The 22,624-nt window shown below is 70.5% G+C and carries 26 protein-coding genes and 1 pseudogene; 6 read left to right on the forward strand and 21 right to left on the reverse strand.

Features of this window, described 5'->3' with window-relative positions; all coding sequences use genetic code 11:
• Positions 1-88: 88 nt before the first annotated feature.
• Both QQY24_RS13080 and QQY24_RS13085 read right to left on the reverse strand, forming a co-directional pair.
• On the reverse strand, positions 89-943 hold the full coding sequence (locus QQY24_RS13080) for an A24 family peptidase (RefSeq protein ID WP_301972864.1): 855 nt from the start codon (positions 941-943) through the stop codon (positions 89-91).
• The gene (locus tag QQY24_RS13085; protein ID WP_301972865.1) at positions 940-3,867 is read right to left on the reverse strand and encodes a BTAD domain-containing putative transcriptional regulator; all 2,928 of its coding nucleotides are present in this window, start codon (positions 3,865-3,867) and stop codon (positions 940-942) included. Before QQY24_RS13085 ends, QQY24_RS13080 begins: the two co-directional genes overlap by 4 nt.
• A gap of 322 nt (positions 3,868-4,189) precedes the next feature.
• On the opposite strand from QQY24_RS13085, the gene QQY24_RS13090 reads away from it, so the two are divergent.
• Together QQY24_RS13090 and QQY24_RS13095 are read left to right on the forward strand one after the other, a co-directional pair.
• A complete protein-coding gene (locus tag QQY24_RS13090; protein WP_301972866.1) occupies positions 4,190-4,840 on the forward strand; it encodes a hypothetical protein in 651 nt (216 codons plus the stop codon).
• A gap of 23 nt (positions 4,841-4,863) precedes the next feature.
• Complete coding sequence (locus QQY24_RS13095) at positions 4,864-5,886, forward strand: hypothetical protein (RefSeq protein WP_301976231.1); 1,023 nt, start codon at positions 4,864-4,866, stop codon at positions 5,884-5,886.
• A gap of 51 nt (positions 5,887-5,937) precedes the next feature.
• Here the strand turns inward: QQY24_RS13095 and QQY24_RS13100 are convergent, their stop codons facing one another.
• The 9 genes from QQY24_RS13100 to QQY24_RS13140 all read right to left on the reverse strand — a co-directional run bounded on the left by QQY24_RS13100 (position 5,938) and on the right by QQY24_RS13140 (position 12,561).
• Complete coding sequence (locus QQY24_RS13100; protein WP_301972867.1) at positions 5,938-6,387, reverse strand: pilus assembly protein TadG-related protein; 450 nt, start codon at positions 6,385-6,387, stop codon at positions 5,938-5,940.
• 8 nt (positions 6,388-6,395) lie between these two features.
• On the reverse strand, positions 6,396-6,836 hold the full coding sequence (locus QQY24_RS13105) for a TadE/TadG family type IV pilus assembly protein (RefSeq protein WP_301972868.1): 441 nt from the start codon (positions 6,834-6,836) through the stop codon (positions 6,396-6,398).
• Positions 6,837-7,217: a TadE family protein gene (locus QQY24_RS13110; RefSeq protein ID WP_301972869.1), complete on the reverse strand. Its 381-nt coding sequence runs from the start codon at positions 7,215-7,217 to the stop codon at positions 6,837-6,839.
• Between the two features lie 163 nt (positions 7,218-7,380).
• Positions 7,381-7,632: a hypothetical protein gene (locus QQY24_RS13115; RefSeq protein ID WP_301972870.1), complete on the reverse strand. Its 252-nt coding sequence runs from the start codon at positions 7,630-7,632 to the stop codon at positions 7,381-7,383.
• Positions 7,633-7,690: 58 nt separating this feature from the next.
• Positions 7,691-8,614, reverse strand: a complete 924-nt coding sequence (locus QQY24_RS13120; RefSeq protein ID WP_301972871.1) for a type II secretion system F family protein — start codon at positions 8,612-8,614, stop codon at positions 7,691-7,693.
• On the reverse strand, positions 8,611-9,564 hold the full coding sequence (locus QQY24_RS13125; protein ID WP_301972872.1) for a type II secretion system F family protein: 954 nt from the start codon (positions 9,562-9,564) through the stop codon (positions 8,611-8,613). Before QQY24_RS13125 ends, QQY24_RS13120 begins: the two co-directional genes overlap by 4 nt.
• 2 nt (positions 9,565-9,566) lie before the next feature.
• Positions 9,567-10,874 carry a CpaF family protein gene (locus QQY24_RS13130; RefSeq protein WP_301972873.1) on the reverse strand — a complete coding sequence of 436 codons (1,308 nt, stop codon included), beginning with the start codon at positions 10,872-10,874 and terminating at the stop codon, positions 9,567-9,569.
• On the reverse strand, positions 10,871-11,821 hold the full coding sequence (locus QQY24_RS13135; protein ID WP_301972874.1) for a hypothetical protein: 951 nt from the start codon (positions 11,819-11,821) through the stop codon (positions 10,871-10,873). The genes QQY24_RS13130 and QQY24_RS13135 overlap by 4 nt, the downstream gene beginning before the upstream one ends.
• Positions 11,822-11,838: 17 nt before the next feature.
• A complete protein-coding gene (locus tag QQY24_RS13140) occupies positions 11,839-12,561 on the reverse strand; it encodes a hypothetical protein (protein WP_301972875.1) in 723 nt (240 codons plus the stop codon).
• 755 nt (positions 12,562-13,316) lie between these two features.
• Between QQY24_RS13140 and QQY24_RS13145 the strand changes: the two genes are divergently transcribed.
• The 4 genes from QQY24_RS13145 (at position 13,317) to QQY24_RS13160 (ending at position 16,471) form a co-directional block, all read left to right on the forward strand.
• Positions 13,317-13,616: a hypothetical protein gene (locus tag QQY24_RS13145; protein ID WP_301972876.1), complete on the forward strand. Its 300-nt coding sequence runs from the start codon at positions 13,317-13,319 to the stop codon at positions 13,614-13,616.
• A gap of 52 nt (positions 13,617-13,668) precedes the next feature.
• Complete coding sequence (locus QQY24_RS13150) at positions 13,669-14,895, forward strand: enoyl-CoA hydratase/isomerase family protein (protein ID WP_301972877.1); 1,227 nt, start codon at positions 13,669-13,671, stop codon at positions 14,893-14,895.
• A gap of 103 nt (positions 14,896-14,998) precedes the next feature.
• Positions 14,999-15,817 (forward strand): hypothetical protein, encoded by an 819-nt coding sequence (locus QQY24_RS13155; RefSeq protein WP_301972878.1) that lies wholly within the window; start codon positions 14,999-15,001, stop codon positions 15,815-15,817.
• Positions 15,818-15,835: 18 nt separating this feature from the next.
• Positions 15,836-16,471, forward strand: coding sequence for a hypothetical protein (locus tag QQY24_RS13160; protein ID WP_301972879.1), 636 nt, complete (start codon positions 15,836-15,838; stop codon positions 16,469-16,471).
• Between the two features lie 27 nt (positions 16,472-16,498).
• On the opposite strand, the gene QQY24_RS13165 is transcribed toward QQY24_RS13160, so the two are convergent.
• The 10 genes and pseudogenes from QQY24_RS13165 to QQY24_RS13210 all read right to left on the reverse strand — a co-directional run bounded on the left by QQY24_RS13165 (position 16,499) and on the right by QQY24_RS13210 (position 22,586).
• Complete coding sequence (locus QQY24_RS13165) at positions 16,499-17,035, reverse strand: hypothetical protein (protein WP_301972880.1); 537 nt, start codon at positions 17,033-17,035, stop codon at positions 16,499-16,501.
• A 58-nt stretch (positions 17,036-17,093) separates the two neighbouring features.
• Positions 17,094-17,372, reverse strand: a complete 279-nt coding sequence (locus QQY24_RS13170; RefSeq protein ID WP_301972881.1) for a hypothetical protein — start codon at positions 17,370-17,372, stop codon at positions 17,094-17,096.
• A gap of 86 nt (positions 17,373-17,458) precedes the next feature.
• Positions 17,459-17,926, reverse strand: a complete 468-nt coding sequence (locus QQY24_RS13175; RefSeq protein ID WP_301972882.1) for a hypothetical protein — start codon at positions 17,924-17,926, stop codon at positions 17,459-17,461.
• An 86-nt stretch (positions 17,927-18,012) separates the two neighbouring features.
• Complete coding sequence (locus tag QQY24_RS13180; RefSeq protein WP_301972883.1) at positions 18,013-18,612, reverse strand: transposase; 600 nt, start codon at positions 18,610-18,612, stop codon at positions 18,013-18,015.
• Positions 18,540-19,076: pseudogene (locus QQY24_RS13185) on the reverse strand (winged helix-turn-helix domain-containing protein); the annotation flags it as partial. The pseudogene QQY24_RS13185 and the gene QQY24_RS13180, both read right to left, overlap by 73 nt.
• 92 nt (positions 19,077-19,168) lie before the next feature.
• Positions 19,169-19,729 (reverse strand): hypothetical protein, encoded by a 561-nt coding sequence (locus QQY24_RS13190; protein ID WP_301972884.1) that lies wholly within the window; start codon positions 19,727-19,729, stop codon positions 19,169-19,171.
• Positions 19,726-20,394, reverse strand: a complete 669-nt coding sequence (locus tag QQY24_RS13195) for a hypothetical protein (protein ID WP_301972885.1) — start codon at positions 20,392-20,394, stop codon at positions 19,726-19,728. The genes QQY24_RS13190 and QQY24_RS13195 overlap by 4 nt, the downstream gene beginning before the upstream one ends.
• Positions 20,391-20,969, reverse strand: coding sequence for a hypothetical protein (locus QQY24_RS13200; RefSeq protein ID WP_301972886.1), 579 nt, complete (start codon positions 20,967-20,969; stop codon positions 20,391-20,393). Before QQY24_RS13200 ends, QQY24_RS13195 begins: the two co-directional genes overlap by 4 nt.
• 49 nt (positions 20,970-21,018) lie before the next feature.
• Positions 21,019-22,284 (reverse strand): putative T7SS-secreted protein, encoded by a 1,266-nt coding sequence (locus QQY24_RS13205; RefSeq protein ID WP_367657994.1) that lies wholly within the window; start codon positions 22,282-22,284, stop codon positions 21,019-21,021.
• On the reverse strand, positions 22,281-22,586 hold the full coding sequence (locus tag QQY24_RS13210) for a hypothetical protein (protein ID WP_301972888.1): 306 nt from the start codon (positions 22,584-22,586) through the stop codon (positions 22,281-22,283). The genes QQY24_RS13205 and QQY24_RS13210 overlap by 4 nt, the downstream gene beginning before the upstream one ends.
• Positions 22,587-22,624: the final 38 nt, after the last annotated feature.

Here is a 22,624-nt window from a genome sequence, read left to right on the forward strand (position 1 = left end):
CGGGCGTCCCTTTCGTCAAGGGTGTGGACGGACCGGACCAGCCTACGCCAGGCCCCCGCGCCGCCCGGCCCCGGCCGGACCCGGTGCCTCAGGCCGTGTACGCCCCGACCAGCAGTCCCGCGAGGGCCCCGGCGATCAGGAAGGGCCCGAACGGGATCGCCGTCTTGCGGCCCGCCTTCCGGGCGACGACGAGTGCGCCGCCGTAGAGCGCACCGAGGAGGAAACCGGCGAAGGTGCCCAGCAGGACCGTGCCCCAGCCGTACCAGCCGAGCACGGCTCCCGCCCCGAGCGCCAGCTTGACGTCCCCGAAGCCCATGCCGGCCGGGTTGACGAGGAACAGCACGAAGTAGCCGCCGCCGAGGGCGAGGGCACCGTACAGGGCGGTGGGCCAGTCACCGGCGTGTCCGGGCAGGGCCGCCGCCGCGCCGAGCAGGGCGAGCGCGGCGGCGGCGAGGGGCAGCGTCAGCGGGTCCGGCAGCCGCCGCACCCGGAAGTCCACGGCGGCCAGCAGCACCCCGGCGGGCGTGAGCAGCAGCCAGACCACCGTCTCGGGCCGGCCCCCGGTGGCGACGGCGAGCGCGGCGCACACGAGGGCGGTGACGGTGGCGAGCAGGACGGCGGAGGGGGCGCGCGGCGGGTCCCCGGCGGACGGCGCCGGCGCGGGGGCCGGGCCGGGCGCGTCCCGCCTGCCGGCGTGCGGCGGGCCGGGGGTGTCACGCGCGGGGGCGTGCGGTGGTGCGGCGGGGGTGGTCCGCCGCTCGCACGCCCGGCACGGTGTGCGGCCGAGCCAGCCGCGGAGCGGATGTCCCCGCGGGCAGTGGGCGCGCCAGGGCCGGTCCGGCGGGACGGCGAAGCGGTACGCGGCCCGGGGGAGCAGCGCGCCGGCCGCCGCGCCCCACAGGACGGCGGCGGCCACCAGGGCCGGCTCCACCGGGCTGCTCATCCGGCCGCCGCACCCTCGCGCCAGCTCGGCAGCAGCTCGTCCAGCAGGGCCTCGGTGCGCGGGGGCAGACCGCGGGCGCCGCTGCGGGCGAGCAGGTCGGCGGCGCGGGCGCGCAGGCGGTCGGGGTCGCCGGTGGCGTTGGTGGCGCGCAGCAGCTCGTTCCACAGGCGTTCGTCCGCCGGGGCGGTCCTCAGCGCCGCTTCGAGCGCCTCGATGGCCTTCTCCGCGCGGTCCTTCTCCAGGTGGAACGCGGACAGCGCGAGCCCGGTGTCCGCGACCAGCAGCGGGAGCCGGGCGTCGACGATCTCGTGGGTGAGCCAGCCGTAGCGGCCCTCGGGCCGGTCGGCGAGCAGCGGCCCGCGGACCAGCACCAGCGCGTCGGTGAGCAGCCGGCCGCGCACCGCCCGGCTGTCGACGCCCTTGCCCTGGGTCGCCTCGTGGTAGAGGGAGCGCAGGACGTCCAGGTCGGAGACGACGGACCGGGCGAGGACGAGCCGGCCGTTGCCGTCGGCACGCAGGCGCGGGGTGCCGTCGGGGTCGGTGCCCAGCCAGGCGCGCAGCCGTTCGACGAGCGCGTCCCGGACGTCCTCCGTGACGCCGCGCGGCCACAGCGCGGAGGCCAGCACGCGCGGGTGGACGCCCTCGCGGTGCAGGAGCAGCAGGGCGAGCGCTTCGTGGAGCAGGGCGCTGCGCTCGCCGTCCGGGGTGTCGAGGCCGATGATCTCGTACGGTCCGACCAGGCGCGCGTACACCGCGGGCCGGCCCTGTTCGCTGATGTCGACGAGGAACGGCGGCGTGGTGGCCGGGCCGTCCGGGTCGTGGTCGGGGTCGGTCCCCGCGAACAGCTCGACCACGGCCCGCTGCTGGACGGCCGGCAGCAGCTGGGCGTCCAGTTCCAGTCCGAGGAGCGGGGCGAGCAGCTTGCCCTCGGGGGTGATCCGCAGTTCCCAGGCGGCGCCGGGCAGGTCGCCGCCGTCGGTGCCGACGAGGTAGCCGATGCCCAGGCGGCCGGCGTCGGCGGCGAGTTCGGCGAGTTCGGCGGCGGCCCGGGCGGAGGGTTCGGCGGCGAGCAGGACGAGGTGGGGCGCCCAGCGGGTGTGCCGGGCCGGGCCGGTGCGGCCGGTGAGCACGGAGTCGTGTCCGGCGGCGCCCAGGGCGCCGCGCCGCTGGCGGGTCTCGGCCCGCATGGTCTCGATCAGGGCCTCGATGCCGTCGAGGTGGCGCAGCCGGTTGGGCGCGAGCGCGGTGAGGTCCTCGCCGAAGCCGACGAGCGTGATCGTCATGCGGTCGGACCAGCCGTTGGTGGCGAGTTCGGCGGCGACCGAGGCGAACACCGCGGCCCGGTCGGCCTCGCGTCCGCTCAGGGAGACGATGCCGGGCACCGCCTCCAGGTTGAGCAGCAGCCGGGAGCCGTCCATGGTGCCGAGGCTGACCAGGCCGGGGTAGGGGGCGGCGGTGTCGACGTCGGCGGAGCGCTCCGCGTCGGCGCGGGCGAGCACCCAGAACGTCTGGTCCTGGCCGGGCCGCCAGGGCGCGGGCGGCTTCCCGGCCGGCTGGGCGAGCTGGAGGTGCAGGTCGCCGTGGCTGAGCCAGGCGGCGTAGACGACGGGCAGCGGGCGGGACTCGGCGGCGAGGGCCGCGGCCAGCGCGCGCAGGGAGCGGTCGAGGAGGCGTACGGCCTCGGGGTCGGCGCCGACGAGCAGCGCGTCCTGGACGTCCTGGGCGTCACCGGCCGGGGTGGGCGGCTCCACGCCGTGGCGGCCGGCGACGGCGCCGAGCGCGGACTGCCACAGGGCCTGCCGGCGCCGCCGGCCGAGGGCGGCGAGGAGGCCGGCGGCGAGGAGCGGGGCGCCGACGAGGGCTTCGGGCAGGCCGAGGGCGTGCCCGTCCGCGGGCCCGGCGTGCGGTCCGTGGCCGTCGGCGGCGGATTCCCGGGCGGACGGGGACACGTGCCCCGTGCCGTCCCCGGCCCGTTCACCGTGTCCCTGGTCCTGGGCGTGCGCGCCGGTGCGGGCGTAGTCCCGGACCTGCTGCCGCACGTCCGGGGAGAGGGGCGTGCCGGGCATCTCGACGAGTTCGCCGCCGCGGGCGTCGCCGGGCATCTCCATGATCCAGCCGGGCCGGACGAGGCTCGCCTCGGACAGCCGTGAACCGTCGGGCTGCACCCGGTCCTTGTTCAGCTGGTAGATCTCCCTGTAGCGGCGGCCGTCGCCGAGGTGGCGCTGGGCTATCTCCCACAGGGAGTCGTGGTGGCGGCCCTCGGGCGGCTGGATCCGGTAGAACTTGGTGCCGCCGTCCCGGGCGGTGCCGGTGCCCCGGTCGGCCTGCGCGGCCAGGCGGTCGGCCTGCCGGGCGACGGCGTCCGCGGCGCTCCCGGCCGGCCCCTGCCGCTGGGCGAGCGGGCCGGGGGTCTGCTGGGCCGCGGCGACGGTCCCCTTCCGGCTGCCGTTCGGCTGCGCGTTGTGGCCGAGCTGCGACAGACCCGGGGTGAGGCTCGCGGCGGTGGCGCCGACCAGCAGCAGCGCGGCCACCAGCTGGCGCGCGAGCAACTGGCTGGGCCCGGCGCCGGGTACGCGGCCGGGCAGGCCCACGCCGGAGAGGGCGGCCTTGGCCTCCACCAGGACGCAGGCGGTGAACTGGGCCCAGGCGAACCAGACGACGACGGTCAGGACGTGCAGGAAGGTCTCGACCGTGATGTCCCGCATCAGCCAGTCCCGCAGCGACCCGCTGCGCGGCAGCGGCCAGCCGACCTGGGTGGCCAGCGCGGCGGGCACGCCGACGACCAGGACGAGCAGGGCGACGAGCGCGAGGAACGCCTTGACGAAGTCCCCGAACGTCCGCCGTCGCAGGCGCACCGGCTGGGGTGTCCGGTCCCGCGCGCCCGTCGGGCTTCCCGTCGAGCCTGAAGTGCTGCGTCGCGCCATGGCGGGTGTCCTGGGGTCGTGTGGGAGGAGGGTGCCGGGGGTCGGGGGTCGGGGGTCGGGGGTCGGGGGTCGGGTCGAGCCTACCGAGATCCTATTGACTCCGACCGGCGGCGTCGAAGGACCGGCGGGGGAACGGCCGCCCGGCGGAACCCGGTTCGCCGGGAACGCCCCGAAGGCCGCGGTCGCCGCGGGCCCGCCCGCGTGCCCCTCCGTGCTCCCTGCGCTCCCCGCACGCCCCCGCGTTCGCTCCGGTGGCCGTCACGGGCCCCTGATAACTTCGTTCCCAGCTGCACACATGCCGAACTCCCGGGGAGAACAAGCCGTGTCCCGCCGCACCCTGGCCCTCATCACCGCGACGACCACCGCGACCCTGCTGCTCACCGCCTGCGGCGGAGGCGGCGGCAGGACGGACGACATCGAGGGAGCGGACACGGCACCGGACGCGAGCCCGTCGGTGTCGGCGTCCGGTTCGGCGGCGCCGTCCGGCGCCAGCCGCCCGGACATCACCCTGCCGAGCAGTTTCCGGCTCACGTTCGAGAACTGGACGAGCAGCGACCCGGTGAAGCAGGCGGTGCTCAACGACGCGAGGGAAGAACTCCGGGCGGGATACGCGGCGATCATCGCGAACAAGCCCGACGGAGGGGAGGAACTGGCCTTCTACGACACGGAGACCGGCCTCGCCCAGAGCCAGAAGTGGATCCGGTCCTATACGGACAAGAACGTCACCGTCATCGGCAAGTTGCCGGCCTTCGCCGCCAAGGTCGTGCTGGCGAACAACGGGAGGGCGGCGTCCCTCAGCTACTGCACGGACGAGAGTGAGGCGTACACGAGGAACCGCAAGACGAACAAGGTCGAAGGAAACCCCGCGGGCACGGATCCCTACGTTCTCTACGTGGTGTCGCTGGCGAAGGGCGCACAGGGCGTCTGGCGGAACTCATCGGTCCAGGCGAAGCGGGGTGGATGCTCGAAGTGAGGCCGTGGCTCGCAGGAACACACCTGATCGTCGCATCCTTTGTCGCGGCGCTCATGGGCTCTGCACCTGCCCACGCGTTCGGAGGCTCCGACACGCGAGGCGAAGTCCAGGGCGACGAAGTGTCCGCCTCCGCCCATTCCTCCCGCATCAAAGTCACCCAGCAGAGTGGTCCCACCGGTGGCAGGCAGGGGACCGTCTCCCCGACGGACGTGAACTGGAAGCCCCCACCCTGCTGGTACGAGCCCGTCTTCTCGCCCGCGCAGTTGAAGGACTTCGCGGAGAACGACGGCGACGGCGACGTCGGTCTGCGCGACGGCTGGTACGGAACGAGGCTCTGGACCGACCACTTCAAGGACGGCAAGGACGCGACCAGCATCTTCACCTCCCCGTCCACCGTGAAGGGCTACAAGGACTACAACCTCGGCAAGAACGGTTATTTCTGGCGCGGCGTCGCACCGGACGTCACCGCCATCGACGACACCTCGCTGTGCAGCCGGCTCATGTTCTGGGTCGACGCGGGGGAGGTCCCCGACGTGCCGAACGCCCCCACCCCGAAGACCCTCGCCGAGTACGCCTACGACCGGATCAAGGTCCCCAGCACCGAGATCGAGGTGAGGCCGCAGACCAGGTCCACCGTCAACCTGCCGGCCTGGGTCTGGCTGGACAAGGGCCGGTTCAAGGAGGTCAGGGTCCGCGCGGAGCTGCCGGACACGGGGCTGTGGGCGGAGACGACGGCCGAACCGGTCGCGCTGCACCTCGACCCCGGCACACCGGACGCCGTGACGCAGCCGCCCTCCGGTGACTGCACCATCAACAGCGACGGTTCGATCGGCACTCCGTACACCCGAGGCGACGCCGACCGGACCCCGCCGTGCGGCATCACGTACCTGCGTGCCTCGAACGGCGGCCCGTACCGGCTGAGGGCCTCCCTCACCTGGCGGATCAGCTGGAAGGGGTCCGACGGCAGCGGCGGCGACCTCCCCGACGGCACCTTCCCGGCCACCCGGGACATGGCCGTCCAGGAGATCCAGTCCGTCAACCGCTGAGCTCGGTCAACCGCTGGGCGGTGCTCGGCGGGAGCGGGCGCCCTGCTCCGCTCAGCCCACCTCGTTGCGTGCCGCCGCGCGCCCGTGCACGGTCACGTCACCGCCGTAGAACATCCCGCTGAACACCGGCTCGTACGTCAACTGCACCTCGACCTCGACCCGTTGCGCGTCGGCGGCCACGCAGTGGGTCGCCGCGACGTCGGCGACGGACAGGCGCATCTCGCGGGCGAAGGCCTTCACCCGGGCGTCGCAGTCCTGGTAGTTGATCGGTGCGGGGCCGCCCTCGTCGTCGTAGAGGGCCTCCTTGTCGATGTCCTGGGCGGCGTACCGGGCCGCCTGTTCGGCCATGTCGGCGGCGCGCTCCCGCTTGGAGATGGACAGGCCGCCGTCGATGACGAAGGCCGACAGGGACAGGAACACCAGGGCGAAGACGATGACCGCGCCGGCGCCCGAGCCGCGGTCGTCCAGCCGCCTACGGCGCACGGCCCACCAGTTGCTCACGACGCCCCTCACGCCGACCTCCGGTACGGATCCAGCGGGGAGGAGAAGCTGGCGGACAGGCGCGTGGGCACGTCCAGGCCCAGCATGGCCAGACCGCGCACCCGGCAGCTCACCTCGACCGTGAAGAGGGTGTCGGGCGCGAAGCCCGCACTGGTCTGGACGACGGACACCGGGCCGGAGCAGACGTCGGACAGGTCGGCCTCCGCGGCCCTGCGGGCCTCCGCCATGGCCGTCGCGTGGTCCTTCTGGATCGAGCCCGCGCGGGCCGCGTCCCGCGCCGCGCCGTCGAGCGCGCCGCGTCCGTCGACCAGCTGGCCGAAGGCGACCAGGACCAGGACGAACAGGATCATCACCGGAGCGAGGATGACGACCTCGACCGTGGACAGGCCCCGGTCCGGGCCCGGGCCCGGGTCCTCGGCCGGGGGGAGCCGGCGCAGTGAGGGGAGCATCTAGTCCTCCCCCTCCCGCACGAACCGCTCCACCGGGCCCGACGACCGGGCGTGCACGGTGAGGTCCAGACCGGGGAAGACCGTCGGCACGCGCGCCGTGATGACCACGCCCACCGTGTGCCGCTCCGGCTGGACCAGGCGCACGTCGGGGGACAGCACGAGCCGCGGTCCGAGCTGACGGATGTAGGAGTCGGCCACGTCCCGTGCCTCGCCGCGCCAGGCGCCGGGCTGCTCGTCGGCCGTGGCACGGGCCTTGCGGGCGCCCGCCTGGGCCGCCGCCTGGGCCACGTGGTCGGCGAAGAAGTACAGCGCGAACTGCACGGTCGCGAAGATCATGAAAAAGAGGACGGGCGTGAGCAGCACGAACTCGATCGCGGTCATGCCGGAGTCACCGCGCGCCGCCTCCGTCCGGCGGCGCGCCCATCCGGCGGACCGCGCCCGCCACCGCGTCGTCCCCGTCATCCCCGCGCCGTCATCCCGTCGTTCCCGCCATCCCCCGCGCCGTCGTCCGCGCCTCGCCAACACCGCGCCACCGCGCGCCCGTTCAGCAGGTCTTGTCGGCGCTCGCGCCCTTGATGCAGTCGCCGACCTTGTGCGCGCCGTCGCTCAGCGCGGTGTTGATGATCGCGGCCACCACGCCCACGATCGCCACGACGACCGCGGAGATGATGACCCATTCCACCGCCGAGGCACCGCGGTCCAGTTCGCCCGAGCGGGCGCGCTCGACGCGGCCGCGCAGGAAGGCGACCAGGAAGTCGACCGCCGGGATGCCGGTACCGAAGTTCCGTCCGTTCATGATGGGTTGTCCCCTTTGTCCTCTCGAAACAGCAGTGGGCGAAAGTTCTTCGGAAGGCCTACACCTGGAACACCCGCATCGCCGCCGGGAAGATCAGGAACACCAGGAACCCGGCGCACAGCAGCAACTGGGCCACGAGCATCGACTGGGACTTCTCGCCCGCGCTGCCCTCGATCTCGGCGAGTTCGCGGTGCCGCATGGTCTCGGCGCGGGAGGCGAGCGACTCGCGCACCTTGGCGCCGTCGTCCGCGACCAGCGCCAGCGACGCGGACAGGTCCTTCAGCTCCTCCACGCCCAGTTCCTCGCCCAGCGCGCCCAGCGCCTGCCACTGGCTGACACCGGTGATCCGGGCGTCGGCGAGGGCGTTGCGGATGCGCTGGTTGGCCCAGCCGTCGGAGATCTCGGCCGCCGCCATCAGCGCCTCGGGCAGACCCCGGCCGCCGGCCAGGCTCATCGACACCAGGTCCAGGTACGCCCCGATGACCCGGCGCAGGTCCCGGCGCTTGTCGGCGGCGTCCCGCCGCACCTCCAGGTCGGGCAGGAAGAAGAACAGGCCCGCGCACATCAGGGCCAGCCAGACCGGGATGACCGGGCTGGAGCCGAAGCCCAGCGTCCACACCACCGCGAACAGCAGCGGCCCGAAGAACAGGCCGGCCGCGCCCAGCAGCGCCTTGGTCGCGAGGAAGTTCTCCCAGCTCCGGTCCAGCACGGCGAGGTCGGCGCGCAGCGAACGCTGCTCCCAGCCCTGGTGGAGGTAGAACTCCGAGACGTGGGCGCCGACCCGGGCCCGCAGGGTCCCCAGGCGGCCGGTGTCCGCCTCGGTCCGGCGGGCGGACTCGTGGGCCGTGCCCCGGGCCCGCATGGCGTCGATCCGGGCGACCTGGGCGACCGGGCCGCGCCGGGTCGGCATCAGGGCCCGCACGAGGGCGTAGACGCCGAGGCCGAAGACCACGCCGACGACGACCGGCAGGGTGAGGCTCATCGGTGCACCCCTTCCTCCTGCGGTGCCGGGGTCACCGGCGTACGGGGACGGACGAACCGGACGGCCGACCGGTCGCGGACCAGGAAGCGTTCGGGCGTCTCGATCGTCGACAGCTTGCGCAGCCACCAGAAGCCGAGGCCGAACAGGGCGCAGACGAGGCCGAGGACGAGCTGGCCGACGGCGGTGCCGTACGGCGAGACGAAGTCCCGGTTGAAGACGGCGAGCCCGAGGACGAACGCGATCGACACGGCGACGACGATCTGCACCGAGCGGCGGGTGGAGGCGCGCTGGGCCATCACGCGCTGGCGCATGTCGACCTCCTCGCGGGCGGACTTGGCGAGCGCGCCGAGCACCTGGCGCAGACCCGGGCCGCGCAGGCGGGCGTTGAGGATCAGGGCCGCGACGATGATGTCGGCGGAGGCGTCGTCGATCTCGTCGGCGAGGACCTGGAGGGCGTCCGGCAACGGTGTGCGGGCGCGCAGCCGGTCCACCAGTGCGTCGAGGTGGGGCCGCAGGACGGGGGCGGCGGCACGCGCGGAGGCCGGGATGGCCTGCTCCAGTCCGACGGCGCCGGCGATGGTGTCGCGCAGCGACTCGGTCCAGGAGGCGAGGGCCTCCACGCGGCGCATGGCGGCGCGTTCCTCGGCGGCGCCGCCGAAGAGCCGGTCCCAGAAGAAGACGAGGACGCCGGCCGCGACCCCGGCCACCACCCAGCGGGTCAGCAGCAGCACCGCGAGCCCGGCGATCGCCGCCAGGGAGCCGCGCTGTCCGGCGAACCGGAGGAGTTCGGCGGCCCGTTCGTTGGCCTTCTGCTTCTCGTGCGCGGGCTTGGCGGGCAGGCCGCGCAGGGCGACCAGGAGCAGCGCGAGCCCGCCGCCGGCGGCGACACCGCTGCCGAGGGCGTACAGGACGGTGAGGGAGAACAGCCCTCCGAGCGTGCCGAGGCTCATGCTCACCCCCACGTCCCGTGGGGCCGGTAGCCGTGGGCCATCAGGTCCTCCAGGCAGGCTATGGGGGCGTGTGGCACGACGCGTCCGTCGGGGGCCTCGGTGAAGACCTCGCTGGACAGCACGCGGCCGTCGACGCCGTTGACCTCGCGGACGGAGGTGACCGTGCGTTGCAGCCGGCCGCCGGTCTGGTAGTCGTTGCGCCGCTGGATGAAGACGACGAAGTTCACCGCGCCCGCGATCAGCATCTGGCTGGCCTCGATGGGCAGCCGCTCGGACGCCTGCAGCGCGTAGGTGGAGATGCGGTTGAAGACCTCGCTGGAGCTGTTGGCGTGGATCGTGGACAGCGAGCCGTCGTTGCCCTGCGACATCGCGTTGAGCATGGTGACGATCTCGTCGCCGAGGACCTCGCCGACGATGACGCGGGAGGGGTTCATGCGCAGTGACCGGCGTACCAGCTCGGCCATCGAAATGGCGCCCTGTCCCTCGGAGTTGGGCAACCGCTCCTCGAACGCCACGACGTTGGGGTGCAGGTCCGGGAAGGTGTCGAGCCCCAGCTCCAGGGCGCGTTCGACGGTGATGAGCCGCTCGTGCGGCGGGATCTCGTTGGCCAGCGCCCGCAGCAGCGTCGTCTTGCCGGCGTTGGTGGCGCCGGCGATCATCACGTTCTTGCGGGCGCGGACCGCGCAGGCCAGGAAGTGGCCGAGTTCCGGGGTGAGGGTGCCGTTGCCGACGAGGTCGGAGATGAACACCTTGCCCATGCGGGCCCGCCGGATGGACAGCGCGGGCCGGCGGGCCACGTCCATGACGGCGGAGAGGCGGGAGCCGTCGGGCAGCCGCAGGTCGAGCTGCGGGTTGGCGGAGTCGAAGGGCCGCGAGGACAGGCCCGAGTAGGCGCCGAGCACCTGGATCAGCTCGATCAGCTCCTCGTCGGACTCGGCGACGGGCTCGCCCCGCACCTCACGCCCGTCGGAGTAGCCGACGAAGACCTGGTCGCAGCCGTTGATGTCGATGTTCTCGACCTCGGGGTCGTCCAGCAGCGGCTGGAGCCTGCCGACGCCGAACAGCGCGGCGTGCACGGCGGCGGCGTACTGCTCCTCGGTCTCGGCGTCCAGCGGTGTGCGGCCCGCGTTGATCTCGGCGCGGGCGTACTCCTCCAGGATCTGCGCGATGACCGCGCGGGCGTACTGCCGCTCGTCCTCGGTGGACATAGGGGCGACGCCGTTGACCTGGTCCAGCCGGCGCTGCTCGGCGATGCGGTCACCGGCGTCCTGCCGGAACCGCTTGACCAACTGGTGGTCGACAGCGGTCATCGCCCGGCCTCCGCGCGGCCCTGCTGGGGCGGGTAAGGCTGCTGCGGCGGGTACGGCTGGGGCTGCTGGGGCTGCTGCGAACTCTGCGGCTGATGCGGCTGATGCGGCTGGTGCGGCTGCGGGGCCTGGTGCGCCTGCGCGGAGGCGGTCCAGGCGGCGCCGTACTGCTGGTGGAGGTCGGCGACGATCTTGCGGGCAGAGCGGATCAGCAGGGACTTGTCGAGGCGGCCCCGTTTGCGGCCGGCCAACTGGTCGGCACCGCCGGGGTCGTCCGCGAGGGTGCCGACGACCCGGGCGCCGGTCTGGGCGTGCACCAGCATGTCGTTGACCTGGTTGACCAGTTTGCCGGAGCCGCCCGCGTCGGTGATCAGGACGACGCCGACGGGCGGGGTGGCCAGGGTGGCCGCGCCGCGCGGGCCGCCGTGCAGCCTGGCGGACAGCGCGGCGGCCCGGTCCCGGACCCGGGCCAGGGCCTCGGGCTCGGTGCGGGAGACGAGCAGCACCAGCGCGGCGTGTGGGAACAGTTCGACGGCCGGGGTGTCGCCGCTGATCCGGCCGCAGTCGGCGATGACGTCGGCGGGTGCGTTCGGGGAGTCGGCGAGGGAGGCGAAGGCGTGGCCCAGGGTGGGCCACAGGCCGGCGAGGCCGGTGGCCTGCTCGGCGATGCCGAGTCCGACCAGCACGTCGAGACCACCGCTCAGCGGCTGTGCGTGGTCCCAGAGCTGGTCGGGCACCAGACCACGCCGGGCGGTCGCGGCCATGGACAGCAGGCCGGTGTTCGGGTTGAGCGGGCCGCCGTGCGCGGCGGCACTGCGGTAGACGAGGTCGCCGCCGGCCGGGTCGGTCTCGGCGAGCAGCACGCGGCGCGGCCAGACCGCGGCGAGGGCGACGGCCGCCGTCGTGACGCCGGGGGAACCCTTGTCGGCGGCGAGAGCGATGAGCGCCATGGGGTGGGTGCCGCCTTCTAGTCGCCGTTGCCGGGAACGTGCACGATGGCGACCGCGCCGGCGGCCGCGGCCCGCGTCACGGCGGCGGCGTCGGACTCGTCGACGAGCAGCGTGAGCGAGAGGTTGCCGGTGCTCACGGTGGCGTCGCCGGAGTCCTTCTTGTAGTTGACCTTGGCACCGTCGACGATGAGCCCGCCGGAGGAGGTGCCCGTGGCGGCCGGGCCCTTGTCGGAACCGGTGCTCCCGCTGGTGTCGACGTCGTAGACGGCGACGGTGTCACCGGTCTGGATGTCCGCCGGGTACTGGCCGTCCTTGAGGGAGACACCGACGACCGCCTTGCCGGCCGGCAGCGCGTTGCCCCGGGTGAACATCTCGCCGACGACGACGGTGCCCGGGAAGATCGTCGCCTTCGCCCTGTAGTCCTTCATGGCACCCAGCTGGTCCCACTGCACGTAGTGGATGGCGTCGTCGGCCGCGACCAGCACGGACGTGGAGTTCTTGCCGGTGACGGTCTGGCCGGCCTGGATCGGCCGGGTCACCTTGACGACCTCGATGCGGTCGCCCGCGCGCAGCACGAGCGTGGTGGCGCCGAGGGCGCCGAGCAGGATCAGCAACACCGCCAGAGCGGCCAGGGCGGGCTTGCGCTCGCGCGGCGGCGTGGGAAGCCGGTCACCGACCGGCGGCTGAGCCGGAACACCGGAACGACCGGCGCCCGCCCCCGTACGCTCTTGGATCTTCACGCAACCGCTCCCCGTACACCCAAGAAAGTCTCGCCTGCCAATGTCCGCGCGTGACCGGGCACTTCGCAGCCCCCGGGACACTCCACCGCACCGGCTCCCTCGGTCACCGAGCACCGGGGTGAGTGTCAAGCGATCGCACCGTATCAGCCGCACATAAGGCCCTCAAGGCGCGTTCGGCCCCGCCCGCTCCGGGTCCCGCGGCCTTGCTCTCTGCAACGCCGTTCAGGGGCCTGCCGATTGCGGGGCGGAGGCCACTGGTGCGGCCGCCTGTGCGCGAGCGAAGCGGCGGGTGGACGAACACCGCCCGGCACGCACGGCACGGCACGGCACGCCCACGGGTCCTGCACCGGTTGCTCACGCGGGAGCGAACGGTTCAGGCGCACGGATGGTCCGGGATGGTTCAGGTGAAGGTGCCCGATGCGCGGACCGCTTCACAGTTCGACCGGCCAAACCACGACCGGCCGGGTGACGGCGGGATGCCACTGGGTCCGGGACCGGGAGTGTCGTGACATCCAGGACGAGCCTCCCGACTGGCCGCCGGGCCCGGTGCACGCTCCGCACTGGGGCCCGATCCCGCCCCACAAGGAATTGGTGGGTCCCGAGTATGCCGATGCGTAGGGGAGTTCGCGCTGGCGAAACCGGCAACCGCACCGATAACGTCTGTGCTTCTGATGACCTTCAGTAGCGCTGACAGGCCACTGTGAAGCGCTGCATTGCGCCCGCGTTGCTCCCGCGTTTGGAGACCGGAGTTACACATGAGTGACCTGCGACTCGAAGACACGATCTTCCAGGACCTGAAGAAGACATTCTCATCCATCAGCGACCGCATGGAAGCGACGCGCCGCACGCTCAGCAGTGCAGACGCGTCGGCCGTCGGTGAGAGCGACCTCGTCGAGGACGTCCAGGACTTCGCTGACGACTGGGCCTACGGCATCAAGCAACTCGGCAAGCACACGCACGGCGCGGTCAAGATGATCAACGCGATAGGCGAGTCCTTCGACAGGCTGGACCTGGACCTCCTCGAGTCCCTCAGGAGCAAGAAGAGGGGGAAGTGACGTGGAGCAGCGGTCCTTCGCGCACATAGGCTGGGACCCCACGCCGGGGAGCGTGGCGGACACCAGGGAGCTGGCCAGGAAACTGGGTGGACTGGCGGGTGAACTGGGCACTGCGGTGAGGGAGCTGGAACGCATCGAATGCGGTGCGTGGAAGGGGAAGACCGCCGTCGCCTTCGTCGAGTACGTCGGCAAGGACGTCACCCCCCTCCTCCGCAAGAGCCACGACTCCTTCGAAAAGGCGTCGCGCGCACTGCACCGCTGGGCGAAGGAACTGCAGGCGTTCCAGGACGAGACCGACCGGCTGGACAAGGCCGCCGGTCAGAAGCTCGACGCCGAGTCCCAGGCCCGGGCCGAGGCGGGAGGCAAGGGCAGCCAGGAGCTGGGCAAGGCCTCCGGTGCCGTGGACAAGGTCATCAGTGACGTGCACGACCTCGAGGAGCGGTTCCACAAGGCCGCCCGGGAGATCAGCAAGGAACTGGACAAGGCCGGTGACATCGCACCGGACGAACCCGGGTTCTGGGACAAACTCGGCAAGGGAATCGAAAATGCCTGGGATGCCACCGGCGACTGGCTGAAGGATCACGCCGACCTGATCAAACTGGTGGGTGATCTCCTCAGTGACGTGAGCGGCATCCTCGGCATGCTGGCGATCCTCACTCTTCCCTTCGAGCCTCTGGGAGCGATCTTCGGCGCTGCGGCCCTGCTCACCAGTGGCCTGGCGTTGCTTTCCCACTCCATCGCCAAGGCGGCGGGGGGCGATGTGAGCTGGATGCAGATGGGATTCGATGCTCTCGGCCTCCTGCCGGGCCTCGGCGCGTTCGGCAAGGGCGTCAAAGTGGTGGACGAAGGCGTGGCTGCGGCGCGCGCAGCCGGTGAGTTCGGCAAGGGGTTCCAGGGCGCGAAGCTTGCCAGTGGCGCTCGTAACCTGTTCGCCACCGGTGATCTGGCGGGGAAGGTGGACGGCGGTCTCGCGCTGCTGGGAAAACGCGTCGTCCTGGGCGGAAAGTACGGCGACATCGGCATCATCACCCACGAGAGCGGCGCGATGAACCGCTTGGCCGGACTGGCTGAAGCGGGTTACCACCAAGGCCAAATGATCGGGTCCAAAGGACTCAAGATCGTGAGCGGGGGAAAGATCGATGTCCATCCTCTGAGCATGAAGGGCATCGCGTTGGATGCCACGCTCAAAGTCCTGCCGAAGACCTTCAGCATTCCGCAGCACATCGGAGAAGCGCTCCATCCGGGTGACAGCTTCCACGACGCTGCCACGTCACACTGAGAGTACGGAGCACATGGCGACCTGGACTCCCGAACCGGGTGAGACACTCCTCGCCCGGGATGCAATCGTCTTCGCGACCGGCACGGCTTCAAGAGTGGCCGGCATGCGATGGTTCCGTGACGCGCGGCGCGGCGACATCCAGGGCGAGCTGCCCGGCTGGCCGGAAGGGCCCTCCTTCTCCGTTCGACCGCAGGAGCCGGAACGCCCCGTCCGGCAAGCCGGTCTCTTCGGTCTGCGGGCTCTCTACGTCGCGGTCGGCGGAGCCCTCGAAGCCCTGGGCGGCACCGGCAGTTTCCTTCCCGGCTCCGGGAACGGGCCGGGGCGCCCGCAGGAGCCGGAGAACGAGGTGACGGACTTCCCTGTCATGTGGGCCGCGCCCGGCACTGTCGCCCGGACACTTCCCTGGCAGCTCGACCCTGGTCGCTGTCCGGAGAACCTCCGCACCCACATCGTCGTGACCGATCGACGCGTGGTCGTCCTCGGTCTTCCGGACGGAGAGCCGCTCCGCGACCGGGTCCTGTGGGAAGCCGAACGGTCGAAGATCGCGCGTGTCGAGCGGATGCGCTTCAGCGCCGTGGGGGGCGAGGCCAAGGTGTGTTTCACCGACGGCTCCTGGTGCAGGCTCGCGCCGCCGGACCCGAGGGAGTACTGGTCCGTTCTCCGGCACCTGGTCCACCCCACCGACCTCGTTCCCGTCGATGCCCTGACCCCGCGCCAACGCGCCTACGTGCAGTCGTACGTCGCGACGGTGAAGGAGGCGGACACCTCCGTCGACCCAGTGATCACTCGCCGCCCCAGTGGGAAGCTACTCATCGAAGTGACGACCACCCAGCCCGTGCGGTCCGACCTGGGCATCGTGAAGCCGTTCCGGTTCATGGGCCGGTCGGGCGGGCGCGGCGGTTTCGACCCCCACGACCTCTGATCCGCAGTGGAGCACCGAATGACCACCCTCGCCGTGGAAGTGGCGCCCGGGGTCGTGCCGCCCTTCTCCTTCATCGCGCCGAACGGCCTTCACGCACTTCCCGTCGCGTCCTCGCCCCAGGAACGCGCCGGCCTTTCCCGGGAATTCGTGCGCGAACTGTATTCCCGTGGCGACGAGACCCTCTGGGAACCTGCCGCGACGTACTATGCCGCGCTTGCCGAGTACATGGCCGAAAGCGGCTTTGCCTACTCCGCCTTGGGCCTCTTCGCGAGGGACGAAGGAGGGGTGGTGCAGTGCGCTCTCACGGTCGCCGTCGTGGAGACCGACCAGACCGACCCGGAGGTCGCGGCCCAGGGCATCCTGGCCGCGTTGTCCACGAATCCCCACAACGACGCCCGCTGGCTGGACCTGCCATGTGGACCTGCGGTTTCCTGCGTACGTGTCAACGAAGTCACCGTCCAGCCCGAGCTGACCGTCAGCGGCGACCAGGTCGAACTCCTGACGGGCCAGATCCAGGTTCACGTTCCCTTCCCGACGGGGCCGTACACGGTGGTCCTCACCCTGGGCACCGCCGCCATGGACTACTGGGCGGAGTTCTGCAACATGATGTACGCCGTGCTCCGGACGGTGTCGTTCGCCGATCCGGCCCTGTAGCCCTGTGCACCCTGCAGCGCCCGTCCCTCAACTCTCCACGACGAGCGTACGCGCGATGTGGTCCGCCGCTGCTTCCAGCACGTCCCCGATGCCTGGCATGGTCCATGACGCGAGGAGCACGACGGCGCTTTCGGTGCCGGTCGGCAGGACGCCGTACGTGAGGGTCTCCAGCAGGATGCCCGGCCCCTCGCGCGGCGGATCGTCCGCGGCGAAGTTCTGGCGGATCCGTACGGCGGGTCCCGCCGGCAGGTCGTGCCAGCTGATCCGCGGAGGCCCGAAGTCACGGGCACTGAATCTCTCCGCCACCCAGTCGAGCGTGATCCGGGGCACCACGTCGTCGGGGTGGATCAGGTCGACCTCCAAAAGCGCCAACGCGCTGTCGAAGCCGTCGGGACAGAGGGCGAAGGCGTACAACGGATCGCGAGCGCGGCTGTCCTCGGTGCGGGAACGCAGTTCCTTGCGCAGGGCGGCCATGTCGGGCTCGCGACCCGCGGCCTTCCCGCGTTCGCACAGCACCGCGGCGGTGGCCCTGGCCCAAGTCCGTACGTCCTGCGACGGATCCAAGGGGAGGCGCACCCAGTCCGGTGGGCAGGAGATCCCGTACTCAAGGACAGGGATGATCTCAGTGCTCCTTCCAGACGAGCGACCCCGCGATCGCGTCGAAGAGTTCGGCCATCGCGTCCGCGATCTGCACCAGTGGGCTGGAGAAGGTCAGCAGGAGGTGCATGTCACTGCGCGGGACCGGAAGCTGGTAGTCCACGGTGACGGAAGGCAGGGCGTAGTCGTCCTCCGCGACCCCCGGTGCCGTGGGGCGGTCCAGCGTGAAGCGGCTCCTCAGGTGGTGGCCGATGACCGGCACGAGTTCCGCGAGGATGGTGAGCGCCGCCAGAACACCTGACACCCGGTCCGTCGGCTGGTACCGCGAAAACACTTTAAATTTACTGAACTTGAACTCGTGATGTCGGGTTCATCGCGGGCTGACGTGCGTCAGATGTGGGCCCTGACTTGCCGCACTGGATGTCCGAGTGCGTCCCCGATGGCGGTCAGTTCCTCGTCGCTGAACCAGGCGCGCTCGGGGTTCCAGATGGCGATCTCGAATCGAGCAAAGCCACAGGGCCAGTCGTAGTCCAGTGCGTCCAGCGAGGTCGCGGTGCCGCAGCAGGGGACCACCACGGCGAGGGTTGCGAAGCCGTCGTCGCAGTGGGCTTCGAGTAGGTCGCCCCACCACTCGGTGTCGATCGACGCGCCGCAGTGGGGACAACCGATCTTCTGCAGATTCTGACCACAGTCGACAACGGTGAGTGTGTCGTGCCAGGTGACGTCAATCTCGACGTCGACGCCGCCGGGGAGCCCGGGGGCCAGGTCCTCCACAATCGACGCAGTGCGGTCAGCCGCGGCCTGCTCAGGCTGCCACTGCGGGTCGGTCGGAATGACAGAGAGGACGTCGTCGCTCATGGGCTCACTCGATTCGTCGGGCGGGAACCTCATCCAGGCGACGCGATGCTACTGATCGCGCGTGCGGGTGGCAGGTTCCCAGCCGGTCACGCGTCGAGTGCCAGGCCGGTGCCGGTGAGACAGCCGTCGAGCAGCTGGGGCCGATACTGCAGCATCTTGAGCTTGCGTTTCACGGTCCGGGTGATCTGCCCCAGGGCGGCGGCGGCGAGGTTGCCGAGGTCGTGCTTGACCAAGGACCACACGCCTTCCTGCGGGTTCAGGTCCGGGGCGTAGGCAGGTAGCTGGAACACTGTGAGCCAGTCGGTGTTCGCCGCGAAGAACTCGCGCAGATCTGCGGTCAGGTGAATGCGGACGTTGTCCCAGACCAGCACGATCGGACCACCCAGCTGGATCCGGGCGCGGACCAGCAGGTCACGAAAGTCCCGCGAGCCGAAGCCCTTGGGCTGGTTCTTGCGTCCGCGGTATTCGCGAACTGCGTAGATCAGCCGCGACCGCTCACCCACCTTGTAGCAAGTCATGCCCACCATGGACACCCGGCCCGAACCTCGGCCCCTGACGCGCACCACCGGGGTCTGGCCGACTCGGCCCCAGGTCCTGGCACGCGGCGGCGTAAGCGACTGGCCGGCCTCGTCTTCGAAGACGATCCAGCCGTTGCACGCTGCCGCGGTGCTCTTACCCGCGGCCACACCTCTTTCTTCCACAGCTCCACCGCGTCATCGTCACGCTCGATCGCGCGGCGAGCGGGCTGCTGCCACGACCAGCCGTGACGCTTGAGCAGTCGCCACGTGCCCTCCACCGTGTACGAGATACGGAAGAGCCGACCGATCAGCTTCTTGACCCGAGCCAGGGTCCACCGCTGGTCAGCCCAGCCGTGCGCGAGCGGTCCACGCTCCAACTCCCCCGCCAACCTGGCGACCTGGGCAGCACTGAGCCTCGGACGACCAGGCGACCCCTTCGAGGCGACACCAGCCGCTCCACCCTCACGCCACTGCCGCCGCCACCGTTCCACCGATCTTTCAGACACCCGCAGAGCGGCGGCGATGTCCTTGTTCCTGTCCCCGGCTTCAAACCGAGCCACCGCATCCAGCCGCACTCGCTCCCGGGCTGCCCTCTCGGCGTCGGTCAAGCCGCCACCCTGCGCGTACCTCACAGGGACAGCAGTACAGCGCAGCGGGCTCAACTCTCAGCCGAACGACCCGACATCACCCAATCAAGTTCAGTAGCCGAATGAGTGAATGTGGCTCAGACGATCCAGCGCAGGGACTCCGCGATGGACTCGCAGAGCCGGTGCATCGGACCCGCCATTCCGCTGACCGGCACCGCGAAGGCGAGGACCAGATAGCCAGCGTCGCCGGGCATCTGCACGTACACGTCCATGGTGGTGCCGGTGCGGACCCGCACCGCCTCGCCCGCTGGAAGGGGCAGCACCGACACCTCGACCGCGTCTGCATGCTGCCGCTCTCCCGCCTCGAACGACTCTTGAAGGTCACGAGGCGTCAGGGACCCGGTCCGGGGGATCAGGGAGACGATGAGTGAAGCTGGCAGGACGCCGCCCCCCACCTCGGACCTCAGGAAGAATTCCAGCGCGCCGTTCCTGATCCCCGCCTCTGCGGTGTTGCGCAGGGCCGCCCAGGCGTCCTGCTTGACCTCGGCCGGAACGTTCTTGCCCTCGGCCTGGTGGTCCACAAAGGTCTTCAGCTGGGCGCGCCACCCCCGTCGGCCAAGGTCGATCCGGAACCAGTCCCGGGGTACCAGAAGCCGGTAGTCCTTGGGGAGTGCCGTGGACTCGTGTTTCGTGGTCATCCGGGCATCACTGTCAGCTTGCCCGACTCGCCGAACAAGCGAACGCTCTTCACGACACCGGCGAACATGGCTGAGAAGACGTCCCAGCCCCGAGGCGTGGGAGTGCCCATCTCCATCACCAGAACCGTTCCGTTGCTCAGGGGTATCTGCACCTGAATGAAGGACGTCACGACGGGCTCGTCGGTCCCCGAGACTGTGAGGTTGCCGGGCAGACTCGTCGTCCGGGTGCCGATGCAGGAAACGGCAGGGCCGCAAGGCAGCTCGATTTCGCTGACCTGCCCCAGGCCGAGGTGACGCATCGTTGAGCCCAGGAAGCCCGCAGGGTGAGATCCGGCCCGCTCATCCAGGTCGATCATGCTCACCGTCACCGTCGCCGTGCAGCGCTCCCCGTCCACCTCGGTCAGCACGAAGCCTGAATACTGGATCCCGGCTTCCATGAAGGAGTCGTAATGCGCGGCGACCATGACCGCCCACTCCAACTGCACCTCAAAGGTGGCCTCCGGCATCACCGCACGGGCCAGACCGACGAGCTGCTCGGCGGTTTCGTCGAGGTCCTCCGCGTCCATCGGAATTTCGAAGAACCCCTCAGGCATGATCCATCGAACGTCGATTCCCGGTCCACCGATCGAGCCCCGAGTATTTTCTTCAATCGCTGTCGTGCTCACGACGACTCCTCTCCCTCGATGATCTCTACTTCATCCGCTTCCGGATGGAAGGTGGCCGCGAAGGGGTACGGGCCGTAGTGCGGGTAATGGGCAGGCAGGTCCGCCCCTCCTCTGCGCGCAAGATGCGCCAACTCACGGTACTTCCGGGCGCGGGCGCGAAGGTTCTGCCGTGCGGGATCCCCCCAGTGCGCCATGGCGGTGCGCACGCACGCGGCCAGTAGGACCAGTACGGCGGTGGCGGCCACGGCCGCATAGGCGACCCGTGCCGTACCTGACTCCCAGTACTGGGCCACGCCGCCCCAGTACACCACCTCGCCGAAGACGACGATTGCCAGGGGCACACCGATTTTGAAGCCCGCGTTGAACATTGCGACTTCGTCCTCGTGCCGGCGCCGGAGCATGCGAAGCACCGCCCGGTCGTCCAGGAAGTCGAAGCGGAGTTCCTCACCCGCCTGTTCCGCCAGCGTTTTGGCGGCGGGGGCGGCGGCGATCACCTCGCCGGGGACGAGCCGTGCGGGCTCTCCGCCCCTTCGGCCGACGAACTCCCAGTCGCCGAGGCCGGTCGGGTCGGTCATGTGGATCGCCCTTCTTTCTGTGGTTTCCACCCCCGCCAGAGCGCGGCGCCTACGCGGCCAGGGCAGCGTGGAACGGTTTCGGTGAAGGCCCGGGCGAAGGCGTCGGTGTGTGCTTGGCGGGTTCCGGCTCCTGGTAACCAGTGGTCCTGCCGTTCTCGCCGCTGAACATCCGGTGGAGCGCGCTCGCGAGACCGTTGCCCTTGATGACCGCGGTGACCTGCTTTCCGCCGATCGGCGTGAACCTCTCCGGCAGCCCGCCGACGTCGAGTTTCTGACCGAGCTTGAGGCCTCCGGCCAGCACCCTGTTCGCCAAGGTCACACTGAGACCGTTGAGAAAGTTGTGCCCGACACCGTCGATGCCGCGAACAGCGGCTTCGCCCCAGGTGCCGGCTTTGCCGAAGGCCCGCAGCTTGGCGAGGCCTTTGAGTTTGGCAACGGCTTTGAAACCCTTGAGCGCGCCGAGCCCGGGAAGGATGCCCAGGAAGTCCGTCCCCAATTTCAGCCAATCGACCTTTCCCCCGCGCTCTGACATATCGTAGGCGTGTCCGGCCAGTGCCGCTGCGCTGGAGAGGACCGCGAGCGTGGCGAAGATGGGCACGAGGAACTGCAAGGGCGGCACAAAAGCACAGACAACCGCGAGAACGGAGAGGATTGCGGAGATATTGGAGAACGTATCCGCCCAGTCAGCGAGCCAATTCATGAATCCGCCCGGATCGCGCACCGCATCATGGTGCACCACGTCCTTGATGTGTCTGGCGGCGCGGTCGCCCGCGTCGTCAAAGATGTCCCGGGCGTCCTTGACATCCTTGCGCGCCTGGCCGATCCGGTGCAGCGCGTCGTCACGCTTCTTCTGCCACCGCTCGTACTCCAGTCTGTCCGCCTCGGGGATAGGTGTCACAGGATGCTTGTCCGTGATCTTTCGCATTTCTCGGTCGGCGATGTCGTGGTCGGACTCGGCCTCCCGGTAGTCCGCCAAGGCCTTGTCGGCCTTCTTCTGGGCCCGATGCAATTCACCGGCGAATTCACTGGATTCACCTTCGGCTACCTTGGTGCCCAGCGCCTTTGCCGCCTCGTCATAGCGTTCGAAGGCTTTCTTGAGCCGGTCTCCGGCACCGTCGGCGATCTCATTGAAGGCACGTCCGGCGTCGCTGTCCCAACCTTCCACGGAAGACAACGCCTTAATGACCCTCGCCTGCTCGTCGATCATGTCGGCCATCTTGCGCAACTTCCGCCCTAAGGTCGCGACTTCATCCGGGTCCCCTGGGGTGGGGTCGCCGTCCCACAGCGGTGGCCATTCACTGGATCGCCTACTCACTTCTTACCTTTCTTCGTGTTCTCAGCGATGGCCTTCGCCAACTCGTGGTCGATCTCTTCGTACTTCCCAGCCGCGGCCGCGGTGTATTCGGCGAGATTTTTCAGCTCCTTGGACAATTTTTTGCGCGTCTTCTTCCAAGTGGTCCCGAACTCGTCGAAGGCGCCTTTCAGGCCATCGTGCCCCAGTTCGTCCCCGTAACCGTCCGAAGGATTCCCGTGCTGATCAAACTCCCTGTGCAGCTTGCCCAGTGTTTGTGAACACGCCTTGATCATGTCGAGGTCGTACGTGATTCTGTCGGCCATTGAAGAATTCCTCCATCAGGGACGTGAGACACTGCTGC

The sequence above is a fragment of the Streptomyces sp. TG1A-8 genome (assembly GCF_030499535.1).
Taxonomy (GTDB): Bacteria; Actinomycetota; Actinomycetes; order Streptomycetales; family Streptomycetaceae; genus Streptomyces.

Bases quoted from the DNA above. Each gene is read 5' to 3' on its own strand.
- QQY24_RS13080 (WP_301972864.1), bottom strand. From the start codon at position 943: ATGAGCAGCCCGGTGGAGCCGGCCCTGGTGGCCGCCGCCGTCCTGTGG.
- QQY24_RS13085 (WP_301972865.1), bottom strand. From the start codon at position 3,867: ATGGCGCGACGCAGCACTTCAGGCTCGACGGGAAGCCCGACGGGCGCG.
- QQY24_RS13105 (WP_301972868.1), bottom strand. From the start codon at position 6,836: ATGCTCCCCTCACTGCGCCGGCTCCCCCCGGCCGAGGACCCGGGCCCG.
- QQY24_RS13110 (WP_301972869.1), bottom strand. From the start codon at position 7,217: ATGACCGCGATCGAGTTCGTGCTGCTCACGCCCGTCCTCTTTTTCATG.
- QQY24_RS13115 (WP_301972870.1), bottom strand. From the start codon at position 7,632: ATGAACGGACGGAACTTCGGTACCGGCATCCCGGCGGTCGACTTCCTG.
- QQY24_RS13120 (WP_301972871.1), bottom strand. From the start codon at position 8,614: ATGAGCCTCACCCTGCCGGTCGTCGTCGGCGTGGTCTTCGGCCTCGGC.
- QQY24_RS13125 (WP_301972872.1), bottom strand. From the start codon at position 9,564: ATGAGCCTCGGCACGCTCGGAGGGCTGTTCTCCCTCACCGTCCTGTAC.
- QQY24_RS13130 (WP_301972873.1), bottom strand. From the start codon at position 10,874: ATGACCGCTGTCGACCACCAGTTGGTCAAGCGGTTCCGGCAGGACGCC.
- QQY24_RS13135 (WP_301972874.1), bottom strand. From the start codon at position 11,821: ATGGCGCTCATCGCTCTCGCCGCCGACAAGGGTTCCCCCGGCGTCACG.
- QQY24_RS13145 (WP_301972876.1), top strand. From the start codon at position 13,317: ATGAGTGACCTGCGACTCGAAGACACGATCTTCCAGGACCTGAAGAAG.
- QQY24_RS13155 (WP_301972878.1), top strand. From the start codon at position 14,999: ATGCGATGGTTCCGTGACGCGCGGCGCGGCGACATCCAGGGCGAGCTG.
- QQY24_RS13160 (WP_301972879.1), top strand. From the start codon at position 15,836: ATGACCACCCTCGCCGTGGAAGTGGCGCCCGGGGTCGTGCCGCCCTTC.
- QQY24_RS13175 (WP_301972882.1), bottom strand. From the start codon at position 17,926: ATGAGCGACGACGTCCTCTCTGTCATTCCGACCGACCCGCAGTGGCAG.
- QQY24_RS13190 (WP_301972884.1), bottom strand. From the start codon at position 19,729: ATGACCACGAAACACGAGTCCACGGCACTCCCCAAGGACTACCGGCTT.
- QQY24_RS13200 (WP_301972886.1), bottom strand. From the start codon at position 20,969: ATGACCGACCCGACCGGCCTCGGCGACTGGGAGTTCGTCGGCCGAAGG.
- QQY24_RS13210 (WP_301972888.1), bottom strand. From the start codon at position 22,586: ATGGCCGACAGAATCACGTACGACCTCGACATGATCAAGGCGTGTTCA.